This is a genomic window from Shinella oryzae (genome assembly GCF_023038235.1).
Classification (GTDB): Bacteria; Pseudomonadota; Alphaproteobacteria; order Rhizobiales; family Rhizobiaceae; genus Shinella; species Shinella sumterensis.
In genome coordinates this window covers 710,182-729,792 of the sequence record NZ_CP081987.1, presented here as the reverse complement: position 1 = coordinate 729,792, position 19,611 = coordinate 710,182, and the positions used below count along the sequence as shown (strand labels likewise).

Annotated in this window: 20 protein-coding genes; 14 read left to right on the top strand and 6 right to left on the bottom strand. The window is 65.5% G+C overall.

Annotation, left to right across the window (positions count from 1 at the left end):
* Window positions 1-115: 115 nt before the first annotated feature.
* The 5 genes from K6301_RS03555 to tam all read left to right on the top strand — a co-directional run bounded on the left by K6301_RS03555 (window position 116) and on the right by tam (window position 4,583).
* The gene (locus K6301_RS03555; RefSeq protein ID WP_247219372.1) at window positions 116-1,156 is read left to right on the top strand and encodes a zinc-dependent alcohol dehydrogenase family protein; all 1,041 of its coding nucleotides are present in this window, start codon (window positions 116-118) and stop codon (window positions 1,154-1,156) included.
* A gap of 165 nt (window positions 1,157-1,321) precedes the next feature.
* Complete coding sequence (locus K6301_RS03550; RefSeq protein WP_247219370.1) at window positions 1,322-1,954, top strand: CatB-related O-acetyltransferase; 633 nt, start codon at window positions 1,322-1,324, stop codon at window positions 1,952-1,954.
* Window positions 1,955-2,057: 103 nt separating this feature from the next.
* Complete coding sequence (locus K6301_RS03545) at window positions 2,058-3,065, top strand: serine hydrolase domain-containing protein (RefSeq protein WP_247219369.1); 1,008 nt, start codon at window positions 2,058-2,060, stop codon at window positions 3,063-3,065.
* Between the two features lie 92 nt (window positions 3,066-3,157).
* The gene (locus K6301_RS03540) at window positions 3,158-3,808 is read left to right on the top strand and encodes a haloacid dehalogenase type II (protein WP_247219367.1); all 651 of its coding nucleotides are present in this window, start codon (window positions 3,158-3,160) and stop codon (window positions 3,806-3,808) included.
* Between the two features lies 1 nt (window position 3,809).
* A complete protein-coding gene (tam, locus tag K6301_RS03535) occupies window positions 3,810-4,583 on the top strand; it encodes a trans-aconitate 2-methyltransferase (RefSeq protein WP_247219366.1) in 774 nt (257 codons plus the stop codon).
* A 5-nt stretch (window positions 4,584-4,588) separates the two neighbouring features.
* Here tam and K6301_RS03530 read toward each other — a convergent pair whose 3' ends face one another.
* Window positions 4,589-5,482 (bottom strand): LysR family transcriptional regulator, encoded by an 894-nt coding sequence (locus K6301_RS03530; RefSeq protein ID WP_247219365.1) that lies wholly within the window; start codon window positions 5,480-5,482, stop codon window positions 4,589-4,591.
* Between the two features lie 149 nt (window positions 5,483-5,631).
* Here K6301_RS03530 and K6301_RS03525 point away from each other — a divergent pair, with 149 nt between their 5' ends.
* The 3 genes from K6301_RS03525 to K6301_RS03515 all read left to right on the top strand — a co-directional run bounded on the left by K6301_RS03525 (window position 5,632) and on the right by K6301_RS03515 (window position 8,985).
* The gene (locus K6301_RS03525; protein WP_247219364.1) at window positions 5,632-6,825 is read left to right on the top strand and encodes an MFS transporter; all 1,194 of its coding nucleotides are present in this window, start codon (window positions 5,632-5,634) and stop codon (window positions 6,823-6,825) included.
* 65 nt (window positions 6,826-6,890) lie between these two features.
* Complete coding sequence (locus K6301_RS03520; RefSeq protein WP_247219362.1) at window positions 6,891-7,724, top strand: aldo/keto reductase; 834 nt, start codon at window positions 6,891-6,893, stop codon at window positions 7,722-7,724.
* Window positions 7,725-7,830: 106 nt separating this feature from the next.
* Window positions 7,831-8,985 (top strand): MFS transporter, encoded by a 1,155-nt coding sequence (locus K6301_RS03515; protein WP_247219360.1) that lies wholly within the window; start codon window positions 7,831-7,833, stop codon window positions 8,983-8,985.
* 77 nt (window positions 8,986-9,062) lie between these two features.
* Here the strand turns inward: K6301_RS03515 and K6301_RS03510 are convergent, their stop codons facing one another.
* Window positions 9,063-9,452 (bottom strand): hypothetical protein, encoded by a 390-nt coding sequence (locus K6301_RS03510; RefSeq protein ID WP_134647690.1) that lies wholly within the window; start codon window positions 9,450-9,452, stop codon window positions 9,063-9,065.
* Window positions 9,453-9,695: 243 nt separating this feature from the next.
* On the opposite strand from K6301_RS03510, the gene K6301_RS03505 reads away from it, so the two are divergent.
* Both K6301_RS03505 and K6301_RS03500 read left to right on the top strand, forming a co-directional pair.
* Window positions 9,696-11,261 (top strand): helicase HerA-like C-terminal domain-containing protein, encoded by a 1,566-nt coding sequence (locus K6301_RS03505; RefSeq protein WP_247220481.1) that lies wholly within the window; start codon window positions 9,696-9,698, stop codon window positions 11,259-11,261.
* Window positions 11,262-11,743: 482 nt separating this feature from the next.
* Window positions 11,744-13,264: an ABC-F family ATP-binding cassette domain-containing protein gene (locus K6301_RS03500; protein WP_247219358.1), complete on the top strand. Its 1,521-nt coding sequence runs from the start codon at window positions 11,744-11,746 to the stop codon at window positions 13,262-13,264.
* Here the strand turns inward: K6301_RS03500 and K6301_RS03495 are convergent.
* The 4 genes from K6301_RS03495 to K6301_RS03480 form a co-directional block, all read right to left on the bottom strand.
* Window positions 13,253-14,011 carry an RES family NAD+ phosphorylase gene (locus K6301_RS03495; RefSeq protein WP_247219356.1) on the bottom strand — a complete coding sequence of 253 codons (759 nt, stop codon included), beginning with the start codon at window positions 14,009-14,011 and terminating at the stop codon, window positions 13,253-13,255. The two genes, K6301_RS03500 and K6301_RS03495, sit on opposite strands and share 12 nt — an antisense overlap.
* Window positions 13,971-14,348, bottom strand: coding sequence for an MbcA/ParS/Xre antitoxin family protein (locus tag K6301_RS03490; protein ID WP_247219354.1), 378 nt, complete (start codon window positions 14,346-14,348; stop codon window positions 13,971-13,973). Before K6301_RS03490 ends, K6301_RS03495 begins: the two co-directional genes overlap by 41 nt.
* 157 nt (window positions 14,349-14,505) lie before the next feature.
* Window positions 14,506-14,682: a hypothetical protein gene (locus K6301_RS03485; RefSeq protein WP_247219351.1), complete on the bottom strand. Its 177-nt coding sequence runs from the start codon at window positions 14,680-14,682 to the stop codon at window positions 14,506-14,508.
* Between the two features lie 144 nt (window positions 14,683-14,826).
* Entirely contained in the window at window positions 14,827-15,249 is a 423-nt protein-coding gene (locus K6301_RS03480; RefSeq protein WP_247219349.1) for an organic hydroperoxide resistance protein, read from the bottom strand.
* Window positions 15,250-15,357: 108 nt separating this feature from the next.
* Here K6301_RS03480 and K6301_RS03475 point away from each other — a divergent pair, with 108 nt between their 5' ends.
* The 4 genes from K6301_RS03475 (at window position 15,358) to K6301_RS03460 (ending at window position 19,580) form a co-directional block, all read left to right on the top strand.
* Entirely contained in the window at window positions 15,358-15,849 is a 492-nt protein-coding gene (locus K6301_RS03475) for a MarR family winged helix-turn-helix transcriptional regulator (protein WP_247219348.1), read from the top strand.
* A gap of 103 nt (window positions 15,850-15,952) precedes the next feature.
* Window positions 15,953-17,905: a sensor histidine kinase gene (locus tag K6301_RS03470; RefSeq protein WP_247219346.1), complete on the top strand. Its 1,953-nt coding sequence runs from the start codon at window positions 15,953-15,955 to the stop codon at window positions 17,903-17,905.
* A complete protein-coding gene (locus tag K6301_RS03465) occupies window positions 17,874-18,248 on the top strand; it encodes a response regulator (protein WP_247219344.1) in 375 nt (124 codons plus the stop codon). The genes K6301_RS03470 and K6301_RS03465 overlap by 32 nt, the downstream gene beginning before the upstream one ends.
* Before the next feature lie 90 nt (window positions 18,249-18,338).
* The gene (locus tag K6301_RS03460; protein ID WP_247219342.1) at window positions 18,339-19,580 is read left to right on the top strand and encodes an MFS transporter; all 1,242 of its coding nucleotides are present in this window, start codon (window positions 18,339-18,341) and stop codon (window positions 19,578-19,580) included.
* Window positions 19,581-19,611: the final 31 nt, after the last annotated feature.

Here is a 19,611-nt window from a genome sequence, read left to right as displayed (position 1 = left end):
ACACAGCGCGCCCCTTGTCCATTCAAGATGTTGAATAGGTGCATCAGGTCTTATCATGGGTGGCGCGATTGAGAGGCCGCGGACCGCATGCGATAGAGGGCAAAAGGAGACAGCCATGCGCGCCATGTATTTCGAAGCCTTCGAAGCCACGCCCGATGTCCGCACCCTGCCGGACCCGACGCCCACGGAGGGCGGCGTGGTGATCAAGGTGGAGGCGACGGGCCTGTGCCGCAGCGACTGGCATGGCTGGATGGGCCACGACCCTGATATCAGACTGCCGCATGTGCCGGGCCATGAACTGGCCGGCAAGGTCGTGGCGGTCGGCAAGGGTGTGCGCCGCTTTCGCGAAGGCCAGCGCGTGACGGTGCCGTTCGTCTCCGGCTGCGGCCATTGCGGCGAATGCCGCTCGGGCAACCAGCAGGTTTGCGAAGAACAGTTCCAGCCGGGCTTCACCCATTGGGGCTCGTTTGCCGAATATGTCGCGATCGACTACGCCGACCAGAACCTCGTGCACCTGCCCGAGGCGATCGACTATGCGACCGCCGCGAGCCTCGGCTGCCGCTTCGCCACCTCCTTCCGCGCCGTGGTGGACCAGGCACGGGTGACGGGCGGCGAATGGGTGGCGGTGCATGGCTGCGGGGGCGTCGGCCTGTCGGCGATCATGATCGCCGCGGCCCTCGGCGCAAACCCCGTCGCCATCGACATTTCCGACGAGAAGCTCGATTTCGCGCGCAAGATGGGCGCCGTCGCCACCATCAATGCGAGGGACGTGGCCGATGTCGCGGACGCCGTGCGCGATATCACCGGCGGCGGCGCGCATGCCTCCGTCGATGCGCTCGGCTCGCCCGTCACCTGCTTCAACTCCATCAAGAACCTGCGCCGCCGCGGCCGCCACGTGCAGGTCGGCCTGATGCTGGCAGACCATGCCGCGCCGCAGATCCCGATGGCGCAGGTCATCGGCCACGAGCTGGAAATCTATGGCAGCCATGGCATGCAGGCCTGGCGCTACGACGCCATGCTCGCCATGATCGAAAGCGGCAAGCTCGCCCCGCAAAACCTGATCGGCCGCCATATCAGCCTCGACGAGGCCGTGCCGGCGCTGATGGCCATGGACAAGGCCACCGATCTCGGCATCAGCGTGATCACGCGGTTCTGACGCGGCGTCTGGTTTCGGTATCAAAATTATTCATCGCAGCGATAGCCGCGCCGCGATGGATTTCGCGGTCCGGCGACACTAGCGTGCGTGCATCACGTCAGCCGCCAGATTCACCGGAACGCCGCTTCGGCATGGCTGGATGGCGAAATGCCTGAAAGGTGCTCCATGACTCTTCTCGATGCGCAGGCCATCCATCCCATCACCCTGCCCGACGGGACCGTCTATCGGGACACGGTTTACCTGAAGAACGTCATCGATCATCCGCGCATGGAGATCGGCGACTTCAGCTATTATACGCATTCCGGCAGGCTCGAAGACACGGCTTTGGTCCTGGCGCCCTATCTGGGGCACGCGTGCCGCGAGAGGCTGGTGATCGGCAAGTTCGTTCAGATCGCGCGGGGAAGCTATTTCATCACCAGTTCCGCCAACCATCCGATGGCCGGCTTCACCACCTATCCGTTTCGCATCTTCAAGCCGGAGACCTTCGGCTACAAGGACCTGCCCGTCAAAGATACGATCGTGGACCACGATGTCTGGATCGGCCAGAATGCGGCCATCATGCCCGGCGTCCATATCGGTTCGGGCGCGATCGTCGCTGCCGCCTCGGTCGTTACCCGGGACGTTCCGCCTTACGCCGTTGTCGGCGGAAACCCGGCATCCGTCATCCGGATGCGTTATTCGAGCGACGTCATCGACGAGTTGCTTGGTCTCGCCTGGTGGGACTGGCCGCTCGACAGGATCGAAGCCAACCTACCGGCCCTGAGCAGCGGCGACATGGCCGCCCTGCGGCGGGCCTGAACCGGCCGCTCACGGGAAAAAATCCCGCGTGTGCCGGCAGGCGCACCATCAGCCGGAAAGCCGCCATGATTGGATGGTCAGCCTGTTGAAAACGGGAGGGGCCATGTTCGCTCGCTATTTCGCATGCCTGCTTTTCGTGAGCGTTCTCATCTCAGGACAAGCCCGCGCCCAGGCGTGGGAGGACGCCGATCCGGCCGCTGCCGGCTGGTCCGTGGAACGGCTTGATGCCGCGCGCCTGCAGTCGGAGAAACTCAAGCCGACCGCGCTGATGATCGTCCACGATGGTCGGGTCGTTGCCCGGTGGGGCGACACGTCGCGCAAGGTCAACATGGCGTCCGTGCGCAAAAGCCTGCTCAGCGCGCTCTATGGCATTGCCGTCGCCGACGGCCGCATCGACCTGTCTAGCACGCTTGCCGAACTCGGCATCGACGACACCGCGCCGCGTCTGACGCAAGAGGAAAAAACCGCGACGGTGCGCGATCTGCTGATGGCGCGATCGGGTATCTACCATAAAGCCGCCCATGAGACGGCGGCGATCAAGCGCCAGCGGCCGGAACGCGGCAGCCATCCGCCGGGGTCTTTCTGGTTCTACAACAACTGGGATTTCAACACGCTGGGCACGATCTACCGGCAGCGGACCGGGGAAGACATCTTCGCGAGCTTCCAGAACCGGATCGCCCGACCGATCGGCATGGAGGATTTCTCGCTTCGCGACGGCCGCTATGTCCTGGAGAAGGTGTCCGAGCACCCGGCCTATCCGTTTCGGCTCAGCGCGCGGGACGCCGCCCGTTTCGGCCAGCTTTTCCTTGACGACGGCATGTGGGGCGGCAAGCAGATCGTTCCGCGGGCATGGATCCGGGAATCGACGACAGCCTATTCGCAGGCGAAGCGGATACGGCAGGGCTATGGCTATATGTGGTGGACGCTTCCCGAGGATACCTGGGGACCACACGCCTTCTACGCGTCCGGTTACGGCGGGCAGATCATCGCCGTCGTACCATCGAAGCGGCTCGTCGTGGTGCAGACCGTCGATCTCAAACAGAACCCGTCGGGTGTGCGCACCAGCGCCTTCATCGACGTGCTGAAGACGATCGCTTCCGCTTCCCCGTGAAATGCAAGGAAGCGTGTCTCCCACGGTACAATTGACATTCCCTCGCCAATCACCGCCAATCGCAAGCGAGGAAACCGGGGGAATCGCCTGCCATGTCCCATGCCGCCTATGTGTTCGATGCCTATGGCACGCTGTTCGACGTGCATGCGGCGGTGCGGCGGCATGCGGGTGACGTGGGACCGGACTACCGGCTGTTTTCCGAGATGTGGCGCGCCAAGCAGCTGGAATATTCCTGGACGCGCGCGCTGATGGGCGCTTATGCCGATTTCTGGCAGCTGACGGAGCAGGCGCTGGATTACACGTTCCAGCGCGTCAGCGGCGTCGATCCGGCGCTGCGGGCAAAGCTGCTCGATGCCTACTGGACGCTCGACTGCTATCCGGAAGTGCCGGCGGTGCTGAAGGCGCTGAAGAGCCGGGGCGCGCATATCGCCATTCTCTCCAACGGCTCGCCCGCCATGCTCGCCTCGGCGGTGAAGAACGCTGCGCTCGACACCGTCATCGACGACATCTTTTCCGTCGATGCGCTGAAGACCTACAAGACCGCGCCCGCAGTCTACGATCTCGTCACGACCAGCTACCGGCTCTATCCCGATGCCGTGTCCTTCCAGTCCTCCAACCGGTGGGACATTGCGGGTGCGGCGAAATTCGGCTTCCGCACCGTCTGGATCAACCGCGCCGACATGCCGGACGAGTATTTCGACCTCGGCCCCGCGCTCATCCTTCCCTCGCTCGAAAGCCTCTGACATGGCCTGGTCCGCCGCACAGTACCTGAAATTCGAAGACGAACGCACGCGGCCGGCGCGCGACCTCCTGGCCCAGGTGCCGGCCGATCTGCCGGCCGGCACGGTCTACGACCTCGGCTGCGGCCCGGGCAATTCCACCGAACTCCTGGTGCAACGCTTTCCCGGGCGGGGCGTGAAGGGCGTCGATAATGCCGCCGACATGCTGAAGGCGGCCCGGGCGCGCCTGCCGGGCGTGGATTTCGTCGAATGCGACCTTGCGGCATGGCGTCCGCCGGCCCCCGCCGCCCTGCTCTATGCCAATGCCGTGTTCCAGTGGCTGCCGGACCATCTGGCGCTCATGGCGACGCTGATGGACGGGCTGCGCCCCGGCGGCGTGCTTGCCGTGCAGATGCCGGACAATTTCGACGAGCCCTCGCACAGGCTGATGGAGGAAAGCGCGCTGGCCGGTCCCTGGCAAAGCGCGTTTCCCGACGGCGCGCCGCGCCGAAAGCGCCTTCCCCCGCCCGCCGCCTATTTCGATGCGCTCGCACCCAGGGCCGCGCGCGTCGATGTGTGGCAGACCGCCTACAATCATCCGATGGCCGATGCCGGCGCCATCGTGGAATGGGTCAAGGGCACCGGCCTCAGGCGCTATCTCGACCCTATTCCCGCCGAACACCACGAGGACTTCCTTGCCGATTACGAAGGGCGCATCGCCGCCGCCTACCCGCCCCTTGCGGACGGACGGCTGCTGCTGCGTTTCCCGCGGCTCTTCGTCATGGCGGTCAAGGCCTGACGGCTTCAGATCTTTTCGGCCAGGAAATCGATGAAGGCGCGGATGCGGGCGGCGAGATGCTCGTGGCCGACATAGACGGCGTGCACCTGCTCCTCCTGCACGGGGTTGTATTCGGCCAGCACTTCGACAAGGCGGCCGGCCGCGATATCGCCGTCGACATGGAACTTGCCGATGCGGGCAATGCCTACGCCCTCCAGGCAGAGCAGCCGCGCGACCGAGCCGCTGGCCGCCATGACATTCCCCGGCGCCGGCACGGGGTAGACGGTGCTCGTGCCGGGATCGCGGAACGGCCATTCGCCCGGCGCACGCCCGAAGGTGAAGGTGATGCAGTTGTGGTTCGTAAGATCGGCCGGCACCTGCGGCGTACCGCGCGCGGCGAGATAACCCGGCGTGGCGACGGTGATGCGATGGCTGACCAGCAGCTTGCGCGCCTTGAGCGATGAATCGGCCATGGGTGCTGTGCGGAACGCGATGTCCGTGCGTTCCTCCACGAGATCGATCAGCCCGTCGCTGAGCGACAGTTCCAGCCGCACATCCGGATAAAGCGAAAGGAATTCGCCGACGAGCGGGATGATGTAGCACTCGCCGAACCCGATCGTCGCATTGACGCGCAGCAGCCCGCGCGGCTTGGCCTGCGCCCCCTGCGCGACCAGCCGTTCCATCTCGTCGATTTCCGCCAGCACGCGCCGGGCGCGCGCCAGATAGGTCTCGCCTTCCGGCGTCAGCAGCAGCGAGCGCGTGGTGCGCACGAGAAGGCGCGTGCCGAGCCGGTCCTCGATGCGCGTCACCAGCTTGCTGACCGCGGAGGGCGTGAGCTTCAGGCGGCGCGCCGTGGCCGAGAAGCTGCCCGTCTCGGCCGCCGAGACGAAGACCTCCATTTCGCCGGTGCGGTTGTCCATGACCCCATCCTGTGAATTTGTTTCACAGCCATTTATCCATTGCTGCCGATTATCATTCAAGTGGCAAGGTCGCATATTCGCGCCATCCGTTCCGCGCGGCGACCGGGCCATCTCCCAGGCCCACGCCCGTAACCCCGTAAAGGTGTTCCATGCCCCTTGCCCTCTTTGCCCTGACCGTCGCCGCCTACGCGATCGGCACCACGGAGTTCGTGATCGTCGGCCTGTTGCCGACCGTCGCCTCCGACCTCGACATCACCCTGCCGCTCGCCGGCCTCATCGTCTCCGTCTATGCGCTCGGCGTGACCTTCGGCGCGCCGGTTCTGACCGCACTCACCGGCAGGCTCGGCCGCAAGCCACTGCTCGTCGGCCTCATGGCGCTGTTCATCGCCGGCAACGCGCTGGCTGCGCTGTCGCCGACCTATGAGATGCTGCTTGTCGGCCGCGTGCTCTCGGCCTTCGCGCACGGCGTGTTCTTCTCCGTCGGCGCCACCATTGCCGCCGATCTCGTCGCGCCGGATCGCCGCGCCTCGGCCATCGCCATGATGTTCATGGGGCTGACCGTCGCCATCGTCACCGGCGTGCCGCTCGGCACCTTCATCGGCCAGACCTTCGGCTGGCGCGCCACTTTCTGGGCCGTTGCCGGCCTGGGCGTCGTCGCACTCGCCGCCATCGCGCTGCTTTTGCCCTCCGATCTCAAGCGCGAGACGCCGGCCGGCCTCATGCAGCAGGTGCGCGTGCTCGGCTCGGGCCGCCTGCTCATCGTCTTCGCCATGACGGCGCTCGGCTATGGCGGCACCTTCGTCACCTTCACCTTCCTGTCGCCGCTGCTGCAGGACATCACGGGCTTCTCCGCCAACATGGTCAGCCTCGTGCTGGTGCTCTACGGCGTCGCCATCGCCATCGGAAACCTCGTCGGCGGCAAGATCGCCGACCGCGATCCGGTGAAGGCGCTTGCGGTGATGTTCGCGCTCCAGGCGGCAGCGCTCGCCGTGCTGACGCTGACCGCACCGTCCCCGGTCCTGGCGCTGGTCACGCTCGCCGCCATCGGCTTCCTGTCCTTCGCCACCGTGCCCGGCCTTCAGCTTTACGTGGTCGACATGGCCCGGCGTCACCGCCCCGCCGCCGTCGATGTCGCCTCCGCGCTCAACATCGCCGCCTTCAATCTCGGCATCGCGGCCGGCGCGTGGATCGGCGGGCTCGTCGTCGCCTCGCCGCTCGGGCTTGGCGCAACGCCTTGGGTCGGCGCGATCCTCGTGGCCGGCGCGCTCGGCCTGACGCTCCTGAGCGGCGCACTCGACCGGCGCGAACGCAGCCAACCGGGCCCCGCAGCCGAGCTTGCCTGAAACCCCTCTCCCGCCGGACGATCCATTCCGGTCCGGCGGGCCACCAACCTCAAAAGGAGATCCCCATGCAAACCGTCAACGCCAATAGCGCCCACATTCCCCAGCTCGGCTTCGGCACTTTCCGCATGCCGGAAAACGACGTCCTCTCGATCCTGCCGAAGGCGCTGCAAGCCGGATTCACCCATGTCGACACCGCCCAGATCTACGAGAACGAGGCCGCCGTCGGCGAGGCCATCCAGCGCTCGGGTATCGCGCGGGAAAACATCTTCCTCACCACCAAGGTCTGGGTCGCGAACTACGCCAAGGCGGCATTTGCCGCCTCGGTGGAGGAAAGCCTGCGCAAGCTGAAGACCGATCATGTCGATCTTCTCCTGCTGCACTGGCCGAACGATGCCGTGCCGCTCGACGTGCAGATCGCCGAACTCAATGCCGTGCGCGAACGCGGCCTGACCCGGCATATCGGCGTCAGCAACTTCAACACCGCCCTGATGGCCGAGGCCGTGCGCCTGAGCCCCGCGCCGCTCGCCACCAACCAGGTCGAATACCACCCGTTCCTCGACCAGACGAAGGTGCACGCGGCCGCAGAGACCTACGGCATGGCGCTCACGGCCTACTTCGCCATGGCGGACGGTAAGGTGCCGGCCGAGCCCGTGCTGAAGGAGATCGGCGCCGCCCATGGCAAGTCGGCCGCGCAAGTCGCGCTGCGCTGGCTGATCCAGCAGCCGGACGTGGTGGCCCTCACCAAGACGGTGACCGAGGCGCGGCTTGCCGAAAACCTGGCGATCTTCGACTTCGCGCTGACGCCGGACGAGATGAAGCGCATCCACGGCCTTGCGCGCGCCGACGGCCGAATCGTCAGCCCGGACGGCCTCGCCCCGGAGTGGGACCGCGCCGCTTAATCGACTTTCGGCGGGGCGCTGTCTGCGCCTCGTCGACCAGCTTCCCAAAGGCGCGGCGGCCGGATATGGATGGAGCAGCCGCCGCGCGTGCGGTTGGGAGCCCCTCATGCAATCCTCGTCATCAACCGTCTTTGCGCCGGACTGGCCGGCCATCGTCGCCGTCGTGCTCGGCGTCACCGCGTTTTCCGTCGCGCAGGGGCTGACCTATCCGCTGATCTCGCTGACGCTGGAGGCGCGCGGCTTTTCGCCGGGGCTGATCGGCATCAACGCGCTGGCCTTCGCCGGCGGCCTTGCCGCCTCCACGCTGATGCTCGGCACGCTGACGGCCCGCTGGCGCGCCGACCGGCTGATCATCGCAAGCCTCATCGGCTGCTCGCTGTGCCTTGCCACCTTCGCGGCCTCCGGTTCCTTCGCCGTCTGGCTTGTCGCGCGCTTCCTGCTCGGCTTCTTCGCCAGCCTCATCTTCATGCTTGGCGAGGCGTGGCTGAACGCCGCCTGCCCGGACCGCCTGCGCGGCCGCGTCTCCGGCATCTATGGTGCCGGCATGTGCGCGGGCTTTGCCGCCGGGCCGCTCGCCATTCCGCTTCTGGGCAGCGCAAGCGGCATCGGCTTCGCCATGACGGCGATCTATCTCGCCATCGTCGCCTTCGCGACGGCCATGCTGATGTTCTCGACGAAGACGGTCCCGGAACCATCTTCCACCGGCGATGTCTTCCGCTTCTTCCGTGCCGCGCCGCTCCTGGCCGGCATGGTCTTCGTCTTCGGCTTTGCCGATATCGCGGCGATCTCCGCCATGCCGGTCTATTTCGTGAAGATGGGCTACAGCGAGGCCTTCGCGGCGGTCAGCGTGACCGTACTGGCACTGCCGACGGCCATCGCGCAGCCCTTCATCGGCGTGCTGCTCGACCGCTTCCCGCGCGAACGCGTCGCGCTCACCGCCGTCACCGTGGCGGCCGCAAGCTACCTGCTCCTGCCTTCCATGACATCGGAGATCGCCATCCTCTCCGTTTTCGCGCTGATGGGCACGGCCACCTTCTCGCTCTATACCTGCGCGCTCACCATGCTCGGCGAACGCCACAGCGGCGCCATGCTGGTCGCTGGCAGCGCGGCCTTCGCACTCGCCTACGCGGCCGGCAGCGGGGCGGGATCGGGCCTGACGGGCGCCATCATGGAGGCCGGCGGCCCCAAGGCCGGACCGCTCTCCGTCGGCATCGGGCTGGTGGTTTTCACGGCTTTCATGATGAAGGCGCGGAAGCGGTAGGCTGCGCACGTGGCTGAAGGCGCAGGCTGCGGCGTGAGGCGGCCATCCCGCCGTGAAGCGGGATGGCGATCGTAAAATCAGACGAACTGGCTGAGGCCCGGGACCGAATCGACGACTTCGTCGACCGTCTCGGCGCCGGCGTGTTCGCGGGCGACGGCGAGCGTTTCCTTGGCGAGGCCGGTGATTTCGCCCATGCCGAGGCCCTGGCTCATCAGCTGCTGGCCGAGACCCATGACGCCACCGCCGCCGAGGGCGCTCATCAGGCCCCCGAGCAGGCCCTTGCCCTCGCCTTCGCCGTTATACTGGGCGACGAGGTCGGAGGCGCCGGGAATGGCTTCGATCATGCGCGCGACCGGGCCGTCGGCCGCTTCGCGCTGCAGGAAACCCAGCATCATGCCGATGGCCTTTTCGGCAAGGGCGGGCTCGATGCCGACGGCATTGGCGACGCGGGTGACGAGTTCATTCATGGACGATCCTCCAAAGGAATTGACGTTAACGTCAAGGTAAATGAGTTCTCCGGCAAACTCAAGCCGGTGCGGCGCGGATTCGACCGCCGGGCGGCGGCCGTGAAAGCGTGTTGTTCCCGTGCCTGACTATCCTTATAAACTCCCTGAGACGATTCAATGAAAACCGTTCGGCGCGGCGATCCGCCCCGTCACGGGAATCGTGGCAGGAACCGGCAGTCAGGGAGTTTCAACGTGACGGATTCCATTCTTCAGGACGGAAAACTCTATATCGGCACCAGCCGCAAACCCGACGATACCAACAACAAGCCGGAATATCTCGAGCTGAAGTTCGGCAACCGCCACGGCCTCGTGACGGGCGCGACCGGCACGGGCAAGACCGTGACGCTGCAGATCCTCGCGGAAGGGTTTTCCAATGCCGGCGTGCCGGTGTTCTGCGCCGACGTGAAGGGCGACCTCTCGGGCATCGGCGCGATGGGCGAGCCGAAGGATTTCCTCCAGAAGCGCGCCGACCAGATCGGGCTCACGCCCTACGAATTCCAGGAATTCCCCGTGATCTTCTGGGATCTCTACGGCGAGAAGGGCCACCGCGTCCGCACCACCATCTCCGAAATGGGCCCGCTTCTGCTCTCGCGGCTGATGAACGCGACGGATGCGCAGGAAGGTGTGATCAACATCGCCTTCAAGATCGCCGACCAGGGCGGCCTGCCGCTGCTCGACCTCAAGGATTTCCAGGCGCTGCTCAACTATATGGGCGAGAACGCCTCGACGCTTTCCAACCAGTTCGGCTTCATCTCCAAGGCCTCGGTCGGCTCGATCCAGCGCGAACTGCTGATCCTCGAACAGCAGGGCGCCGCTCAGTTCTTCGGCGAACCCGCGCTGAAGATTTCCGACATCATGCGCACCACCAATGACGGGCGCGGCGCGATCTCGGTGCTGGCCGCCGACAAGCTGATGATGAATCCGCGTCTCTACGGCACCTTCCTGCTCTGGATGCTGTCAGAGCTCTTCGAGGTGCTGCCGGAAGTGGGCGATCCCGACAAGCCGAAGCTGGTGTTCTTCTTCGACGAGGCCCATCTCCTGTTCAACGATGCGCCGAAGGTGCTGATCGAGCGGGTGGAGCAGGTCGTGCGCCTCATCCGCTCCAAGGGCGTAGGCGTCTATTTCGTCACGCAGAACCCGCTGGACGTGCCCGAAACGGTGCTCGCCCAGCTCGGCAACCGCGTGCAGCATGCGTTGCGCGCCTATACGCCGCGCGAGCAGAAGGCGGTGAAGACCGCCGCCGACACATTCCGCCCCAACCCGGATTTCAACTGCGCCGAGGTCATCACCAATCTCGGCACCGGCGAGGCGCTGGTCTCGACGCTGGAGGGCAAGGGCGCGCCGTCCATGGTGGAACGCACGCTGGTGCGCCCGCCGGCCTCGCGGCTTGGCCCCGTCACGGATGCGGAGCGTCAGGCGATCATGAAGGTGAGCCCCGTCGCCGGACTTTATGACGAGGATTTCGACCGCGAGTCGGCCTATGAAATCCTGACGGCGCGGGCCAAGAAGGCGGCCGATGCCGCCGCCGCGCAGCAGCAGGCGGAGGCCGACCAGGCCAGTCAGCAATCCTCCGGCGGCAGCCGCTGGACCCTGCCCGGCTTCGGCGACGAGGAGCCCACTGCCACCTCCGCGCCCAAGCAGGCCAAGCCCCGTGCGGGCTACCAGCGCGAGACGGTCGCGGAAGCGGCAATGAAATCCGTGGCACGCACCGTGGCCTCCTCCCTTGGCCGCGCGCTGGTGCGCGGCATCCTGGGGAGCTTGCGGCGGTAGGGCTGCACAGCAGCCAACGCGGCCTGCCCCTCATCCGCCTGCCGGCACCTTCTCCCCGCAAGCGGGGCGAAGGGATGTGGCCCTGTCGAATGCGAACGTCATCGTTGCGACCCGCGGAATACCCGTGCAACACCACCTTTCTCCCCGCCTGCGGGGAGAAGGTCGCGGCAGCGGGATGAGGGGCAGCTCCGCGCACCAAGCTGTTACTGCCTGGATTGCTAAAAGCGCCAGCCGATGGTATTTCCACCCCGTTCGCAACACGTAAGAGAGGGCTGTGCCGTGAAGGTCGGCTTCCTGCCACAACGCACACATGGCCCTGGTTTTGCCCTGCAAATGCGTTTGCAGGGCTGATCGGAACGAACACACTTTCTTTTCTGGTCTGCCCTTCCGGCGATGCGGTCCACCGCATCGAATTTCCTTGCGCCTTCGCGTGACCGACGGCCGATGCCGCGCCGCGGGGCCTTGAAGACCAGAGAATTTTCATGTCGCTCATCGATATCCGTGCGCTCGGCGTCACGTTTTCCGCCCCGCTTTTTTCGAATCTCAACCTTGCCGTCGCCGGCGGCGACCGCATCGGGCTCGTTGCCGCAAACGGGCGCGGCAAATCCACGCTGCTGAAATGCATCACCGGCGCCTTCGAACCGACGGCGGGCGAGATCACCCGCGCCCGCGGCCTGACCATCGGCCATATGGAGCAGCAACTCGCGCCCGGGCTTGAGGCCCTGACCTTCCGCGAGGCGGTGCTCGATGCGCTGCCGGCCGAGCAGCGGGACAGCGAAAGCTGGCGGGCCGATGTCACGCTTGAGGAACTGGAGGTGCCGCAGGAGCTGCGCGAGCGTCCGCTTGCGGCGCTGAGCGGCGGCTGGCAGCGCATCGCGCTGATCGCCCGCGTGCGTGTCAGCGAGCCGGACGTGCTTCTGCTCGACGAGCCGACCAACCATCTCGACCTGGAAAAGATCGCCCGGCTGGAAAGCTGGCTCGCCACCCTGCCGCGCGACATGCCGGTCATCCTTTCGAGCCACGACCGCGCGTTTCTCGATGCGGTGACGAACCGCACGCTCTTCCTCAGGCCCGAGCGCTCGCAGCTCTTCGCCCTGCCCTATTCCCGCGCCCGCGCTGCGCTGGACGAGGCGGATGCCGCCGAGGAGCGACGCTTCGAGAAGGACATGAAGACGGCGGCACAGCTGCGCCAGCAGGCGGCGAAGCTGCACAATATCGGCGTCAACTCCGGCAGCGACCTGCTGATGATGAAGACCAAGCAGCTCAAGGCCCGTGCGGAGCGGATCGAGGATGCGGCGCGTCCCGCCCATCAGGAAAACGGCGCCGGGGCCATCCGGCTCGCCAATCGCGGCACCCATGCCAAGGTGCTGGTGACGCTGGAGGATTGCCCGGTCGAAACACCCGATGGCACGCTTCTCTTCCGCACCGGCAAAAAGTTCATCTGCCAGGGCGACAGGATCGTGCTGCTTGGCCTCAACGGCACCGGCAAGACACGATTGGTGCGGCGGCTGAAGGCGGCGATCGAAGGTGAGGCGCAGGAGGGCATCAAGCCGACGCCCTCGCTCGTGCTCGGCTATGGCGACCAGGCGCTTTCGGACCTTTCGGACGACGAGACGCCGCACGGCATGATCATCCACCGCTTCGATGTGGGCGACCAGCGGGCGCGCAGCCTGCTGGCCGGCGCGGGCTTTTCCATGGAGATGCAGGGCCGGCCGGTCGGGCTGCTGTCGGGCGGGCAGAAGGCCCGGCTCGGCATGCTGGTGCTGCGCCTGACCAACCCGAACTTCTATGTGCTCGACGAGCCGACCAACCATCTCGATATCGAGGGACAGGAAGCGCTGGAACGGGAGCTGACCGCCCAACAGGCGAGCTGCCTCTTCGTGTCGCACGACCGCGCCTTCGTGCGGACGGTGGCGAACCGCTTCTGGCTCATCGAGAAGCGGCGGCTGGTCGAGGTGGACGGTCCGGAAGACTTCTTCGCCGAGGCCGCGCTATTTGCGTAAGGCAATGCGCGGATCGCCTGCAAAATCCTCGCGGGAAAAGCCGATGCGTCTTGGCGGGTGGTCGCAGAGCGCCTGCACGCCAAGCGGCGAAAGCCGGATGCGCCAGGTCTGGCGCTCCACCGGCTTCGGCGCGGCAAAGCCTTTCGCCGTGAGCAAGGCCATGTTGCTGCCGGCACCGGGATCGCGTACCGAGCGATAGAGAATGGCGTCGATGCCGGCTTGCCGCGCGGTATCGGCCAGCGCCTGACAGGCGGCGTAATCGGTCGGGTGCGTCCATGAGGCCTCATCGCGGTCGAGCGGCGGGCGGGTGAGATCGATCGCCTGTCCGGTGGCGATGGCGGCGGAAAAGGCGGTGTAGTCGGCGGCGTTGGCCGGCAGCGGCGTCGCGGGGGATTCGGAAAAGAACAGCAGCCGGTAGAAGGCCATTTCAGCCAACGCCGTCTCCACCGTCAGGCCGGCATAATAGACGCCGAGCGTGCGGCCGGCCCGGCGGAACCGCGAGCCATGCGGATAGGCCGCGCCATAGCGGAAGGGTGTGGCAAGCAGGTAATCGAGGCCGGCGCATTCGGGCGGCAGCACGGGCTTGCTGTCTTCGAGCAGGTCCTCCAGCAGCGCCTGCTCGTCCAGCGTATCGACGAGCTTCAGCGTGGAGACGCGGTGCTGCGCCTCGACGAGCCGCCAGACCTCGCCTGCGAAGGGCCGCGCCTCAGACGAGAGCGCGACGCGCGTCCAGATAGGCAAGGACATCGACAAGGCCGGATATGGAAACGATACGATCGACGGGACGGGCCTGGAGAACCGTGTTCTCCGCGCTCATCCAGGCGCGGGCCACGCCCTCGTCACCGCCGGTGATGGCATCGAGCGAGCGGAACAGGCGCACGAGCAGCACTGCGAGTTCGAAGGGCTTGGTGCCGCGCTCCAGAAGCACATCCTGCCGCTTGAGCCGCGAGACCGTCGCCTCGGAAACGCCGATGACCGCCGAGAGGAGGCGCGCCGTCAGCCCGAGCCGCTCGGCCGCATTGACCGCCGCTTTGGTGAGCACGACGCCTTCGGCATTGGCCTGAAGAACGGGTTTGCGCTGCATGATGCGATCTCCTTTCATGGGAAAGAATATAGTCGATATTTTTCCAATGACAAGGGAGTGTGGGCCGCACGGACCCAATCGGCTCAAACCGTATCCACGTCAAAGAGCCCGGATGCAGGGACATCCGGGCCTTCGGGGAGGTCATGAACGACAAGGGTTACTTGCAGACCTTGATCTTCTTGATCACGACATTGCCGTAGTAATCGTAGGACTTCACCTTCTTGATGAAGCACTGGGGCTTGTAGCCGTAGCTGTAGTTGCCGGCCTGCGAGGGTGCGGCGAAGGAAACGGCGGCGACGAGGGTGATGGTGGCGGAAACGATGAACGTACGCATGGGTCTCTCCTGATCTCTGGGGCGACGAGCTGTTCTCGTCCGGTGATCAGAAGGTCTCACGGCGCGGCCGCCTGCGCTGTTTCCGGGGGAACAAGCAAAAGGCCGCCCGGACAAGGGACGGCCTTTCGAATTCGTGGCGCCCGATCAGACGACGGTCGTCTTGACGTCCAGGTTGCCGCGGGTGGCGTGGCTGTAGGGGCAGACGACATGCGCCTTCTTGACGAGGTCTTCCAGCACGGCCTTGTCGACACCGGGGGCGGACACTTCCAGCGACGCCTCGATGCCGAAGCCGCCGCCATCCTCGCGGGGGCCGATGCCCACGGTCGCGGTGACCTTGGCGTCATCAGGGACCTTCACCTTCTCCTTGCCGGCGATGAACTTGAGCGCGCCGAGGAAGCAGGCGGAATAACCGACAGCGAAGAGCTTTTCGGGGTTCGCGCCGGTGGCGCCATCGCCGCCGAGTTCCTTGGGAACGGTCAGCGTGACATCGACGGTGCGGTCTTCGGTTGCGCCATGGCCGGCGCGACCGCCGGTTGCAGAAGCCTTGGTCCTGTAGAGAATGGGCATGGGTGTCTCCTTTCCTGTGTTGATGATTGTTGATAGCGCAAAATTAGATTGTGCGCAATATGATTTTGCAAAATTGCAATTTCGGTCGTTCCATGCGACAATGGCACCATGACAGACAAACGTGACGAAGCCGAGACCAACGACATTCCGCCGGGCGCGCTGGCCCTCGACCAGCAGCTCTGCTTCGCCGTCTATTCCGCGGCGCATGCCATGAACCGCACCTACAAGCCGCTGCTCGATCCCTACGGCCTCACCTATCCGCAATATATCGTGCTGATGGCGCTGTGGGAGGAGGACGGCCGCACGGTGAAGGCGCTGGGCGAGACGCTCGGGCTCGATTCCGGCACGCTCTCGCCGCTCCTCAAGCGGCTGGAGGCGGCGGGCCATATCCGCCGCGCCCGTGACAAGGCCGACGAGCGGCAGGTGCTGATCACCCTCACCGACAAGGGCAAGGCGATGCAGGGGGCGGCCATCGGCATCCTCAAGGCGATCGGCCAGGCGACGGGCTGCACCGTGGAGAGCGTGCGGTCGCTGACGGGGGAGTTGCAACGGCTCACCGCACGGCTGGAAGCCGCCGCGCGGCACGATACGGCCGCCTGAACGCGGCCTTTCCCCAGTTCCTTCATCCGCAGACCTTTAGCCGGTCGCCCCTTCCCGCTAGAGTGCGCCACGCGGCGGATCAGAGCCGCGTCTGGGGGAACGATTGAACCGGCAGTGGTCCTGGCAACGGGCAAACATTGCGGCGGGCACTTGGTGCCTCGTCGTCGGCATGGGCATGATGACGTTCTGGCTCGCGGAGCCGACCGCTCTTGCCGCCCGCCTGCCCGCCCTTCTCGGCATGAAGTTCAATGCGGCTCTCGCGGCCGCCATGACCGGTGCCGCCGTCCTCTTCACGTCGCGCGGTTTGCGGACGCTGCCCGCGCTGATGTTGGTGGTGGTCCTGACCTACGGCGTGCTGGCCCTGTCGCAGCACGTCCTTGCGGTCGATATCGGCATCGACACGCTTCTGGACACGCCCTTCGTGGACATCGGCACCAGCCGGCCGGGCCGCATCGCCCCGAACACCGCCCTCTGCTTCATTCTCGTCAGCCTGGCGCTGCTGCTGCGTGTCATCAGGCGGAAGACCGACGCCGTGCAGGTCGTGCTCGGGCTCTCGGCCATCATCATCGCCGCCGCGGCCCTCATCGGCTATGCGATCGCGCTCGATATCGCGCATGACTGGATTCGCTTCACGCGCATGTCCATCCCGAGCGCCACCTGTTTCATCGCGCTTGGCATTTCCATCGTTTTCGTCGAGACCGAGGACACCGGCTTCCATCGCTCGACGCTCGCCAGCATCCTGGGCCTTTCGACCTATCTCGTGCTGCTGGCGATGGCCTATTACGAGCTGGCCCGCTATGAGGTCGCTTTCGGCATCACCTTCTCGGCGGATACCGGCAATGCGCGCTCCACGCTCACCTCGCTCATCGTGATCTCCGGCCTCCTCTATGGCGGGCTGGTCGCGCATCTCTATTTTTCATCGCGCCGGGCACGCGGCATGGCGGACGACCTTGCCGAAAGCCGCGCACAGCTTGCCGCCATCATCGACAATGCCGTGGACGGCATCATCCTGATCGACGACCGCGGCACCATCCTCAAGGTCAACGCGGCCTGCACGCGCATCTTCGGCTACGATCCCGACGAGATGATCAGCCAGAACGTCAAGATGCTGATGCCCGATCCCTACCACCGCGAGCACGACCGCTATATCGCCAACTACCAGCGCAGCGGCGAGGCCAAGGTCATCGGCATCGGCCGCGAGGCGGAAGGCCGGCGCAAGAACGGCGAGGTCTTCCCGCTCGACCTGGCTGTCGCCCGTATCGATCGCCACGGCTCGACGGTTTTTAGCGGTATCGTGCGCGACATTTCGGACCGGAAGGAGAGCGAGCACGCGCTGATCGAAGCCAATGCCGAGCTCGAGGAATTCGCCTATCGCACCTCGCACGACCTGCGCTCGCCGATCGCCTCGTCGATGGGCCTGCTCAACATTTCGCGCATGATGCTGGCCGACGGCGACCTCAAGGGGCTCGGCCAGACGCTCCAGCGCATGGAGAAGAATTTCGGCCGGCTCGACCACCTCATCCAGAACATCATCACCATTACGCGCAACCGCCTGATGGAGGAGGAAAAGCGCCCGATCGCGCTGCGTGCCGCCGTCTCCGATGCCGTGGATTCGCTCTCTCATCTGGAGGAATTCAGGCGCATCCACATCGAAAATCACATCGCAGCAGAATTGACAATTATCAGTAATCCATCGAAATTCGACGTCATCGTCGGCAACATGCTCTCCAACGCGATCAAGTATCACGATCCGCAGGAGCCGCAGCCGAGGATCGATATCCGCGCCCTCCGCTCCGCCGGCGGGATAAGACTGTCGGTGGAGGACAATGGTCTGGGCGTTCCGCCCGCCAGCCGCCATTTGTTGTTCAGGATGTTCAAACGGCTGCACCCCAACCGGTCCTTCGGCAGCGGGCTTGGCCTTTATATATTGAGGAAAAGCGCGGAATCGCTCGGCGGCAGCGCGCTTTACGAGGCAAGGGACAAGGGCAGCCGGTTCATCATCGAACTGCCCGTCGAGGAAAAACATGAAAATCCAGTCGATCCTGGTCGTCGATGACGACGAGAACGATCAGTTCATCTGCGAGTACACGATCCGCAAATACGACCCGGCCATCCATGTGCTGAAGGCCTTCGACGGTGCGGAAGCGCTCGACGTGCTGCGCGGAGACACGCCCGATGCCATCATCCTCGACATCAACATGCCCGTGATGAACGGCTTCGAGTTCCTGGACCGTTACGCGGAGGAATTCGAGGTCCACGCCCCCGTCGTCGCCATGCTGACCAGTTCGCGTCTCGGCAAGGACCGCGAGCGGGCCATGCAGTACGATTTCGTCAAGAGCTATTTCGAAAAGCCTCTGGTGCCCGACCACCTGCGCGTGATGGACGAGTTGCTGGGCTGACGCGGTTCGGGATGGCCGCAACCCAAACGATTTGCCCCCCGTTTCGCTTTCCCGCCTGCCTTTCCGTGAAAGCTTCGCCATAGTGGGCGCATGTCCACGATTCGCCCCCTGATTCCGCTTCTTATCACCGCCGGCATCCTGATCGGCGGCAATGGGTTGCAGGGCACGTTCATCGCGTTGCGCGCGGCCCATGAAGGCTTCTCGACTTCGGTGATCGGCATCGTCGGCGCGGGCTACAGCATCGGCTTTGCCATCGGCTGCATCTACGTGACGCGCGTGCTGCGGGCCATCGGCCATATCCGCACCTTCTCCGCCATGGCGGCCATCGCCTCCGCCTCGGCCATCGCCATGGTGCTGGTCATCGATCCCGTCTTCTGGTTCGCCATGCGGCTCGTCGCCGGCATCTGCTTCGCCAGCCTCTTCGCCACCGTCGAAAGCTGGCTGAACGCCGCCGTCACCAATTCCAACCGGGCGCGCACGCTCTCCGTCTACCGCCTGGTCGACCTCGGCTCGGTGACGGCAGCGCAATATGTCATCCCCGGCTTCGGCATCGGCGGGTTCGAGATCTTCGCCTTCATCGCCATGGCGCTGTCGCTGTCGCTCGTGCCGATCTCGCTTGCCGACCGCTCCAGCCCGACCGTGCCGGAGGCGATCCGCTTCGACGTGAAGAAGCTGTGGAACATATCGCCGCTCGCCACCGTCGGCTGCATCGTCGTGGGCCTGACCAATGCGGCCTTCCGCAATCTCGGGCCGATCTACGCCCACGACATCGGGCTTTCGGTGACGGCCATCGCGAGCTTCATGAGCGCGGGCATCGTGGGCGGCGTCGTGCTGCAATATCCGCTCGGCATCTATTCCGACCGGCTCGACCGGCGCCTCATCATCCTCGTCGCCACGCTGGGCTCGACGCTTGCCGCGCTCTATCTCGCCTTCTTCGCCGGCGGCAACGAGTGGAAGAACCTCGTCGGCATCTTCGTCTTCGGCGCCTTCGCCATGCCGCTCTATTCGCTCTGCTCGGCCCATGCCAACGATCATGCCGGCGAAGGCGAGCATGCGTTGGTTTCGGCCGGCATGCTGTTCTTCTGGTCCTGCGGGGCGATCATCGGGCCGCTCTTTGCCTCCGTGCTGCTGCAGTTCTTCGGACCGCAGGCGCTGTTCCTCTATACCGCCATCATCCTCTTCGCCTTCATGGGCTATACGGCGTTGCGCATCAGCGCGCGGCCGGGCGTTCCGACGGGCGCGCGCCGCAGCCGCTTCCGCAACCTGCTGCGCACCTCCTTCTTCTTCAACAAGCTAGCTGCCCCGGAAAAGGAGCGCGACACCAAGCCCTGAGCCTGCGGCAATCTGATCGCGCCCCGCTTAT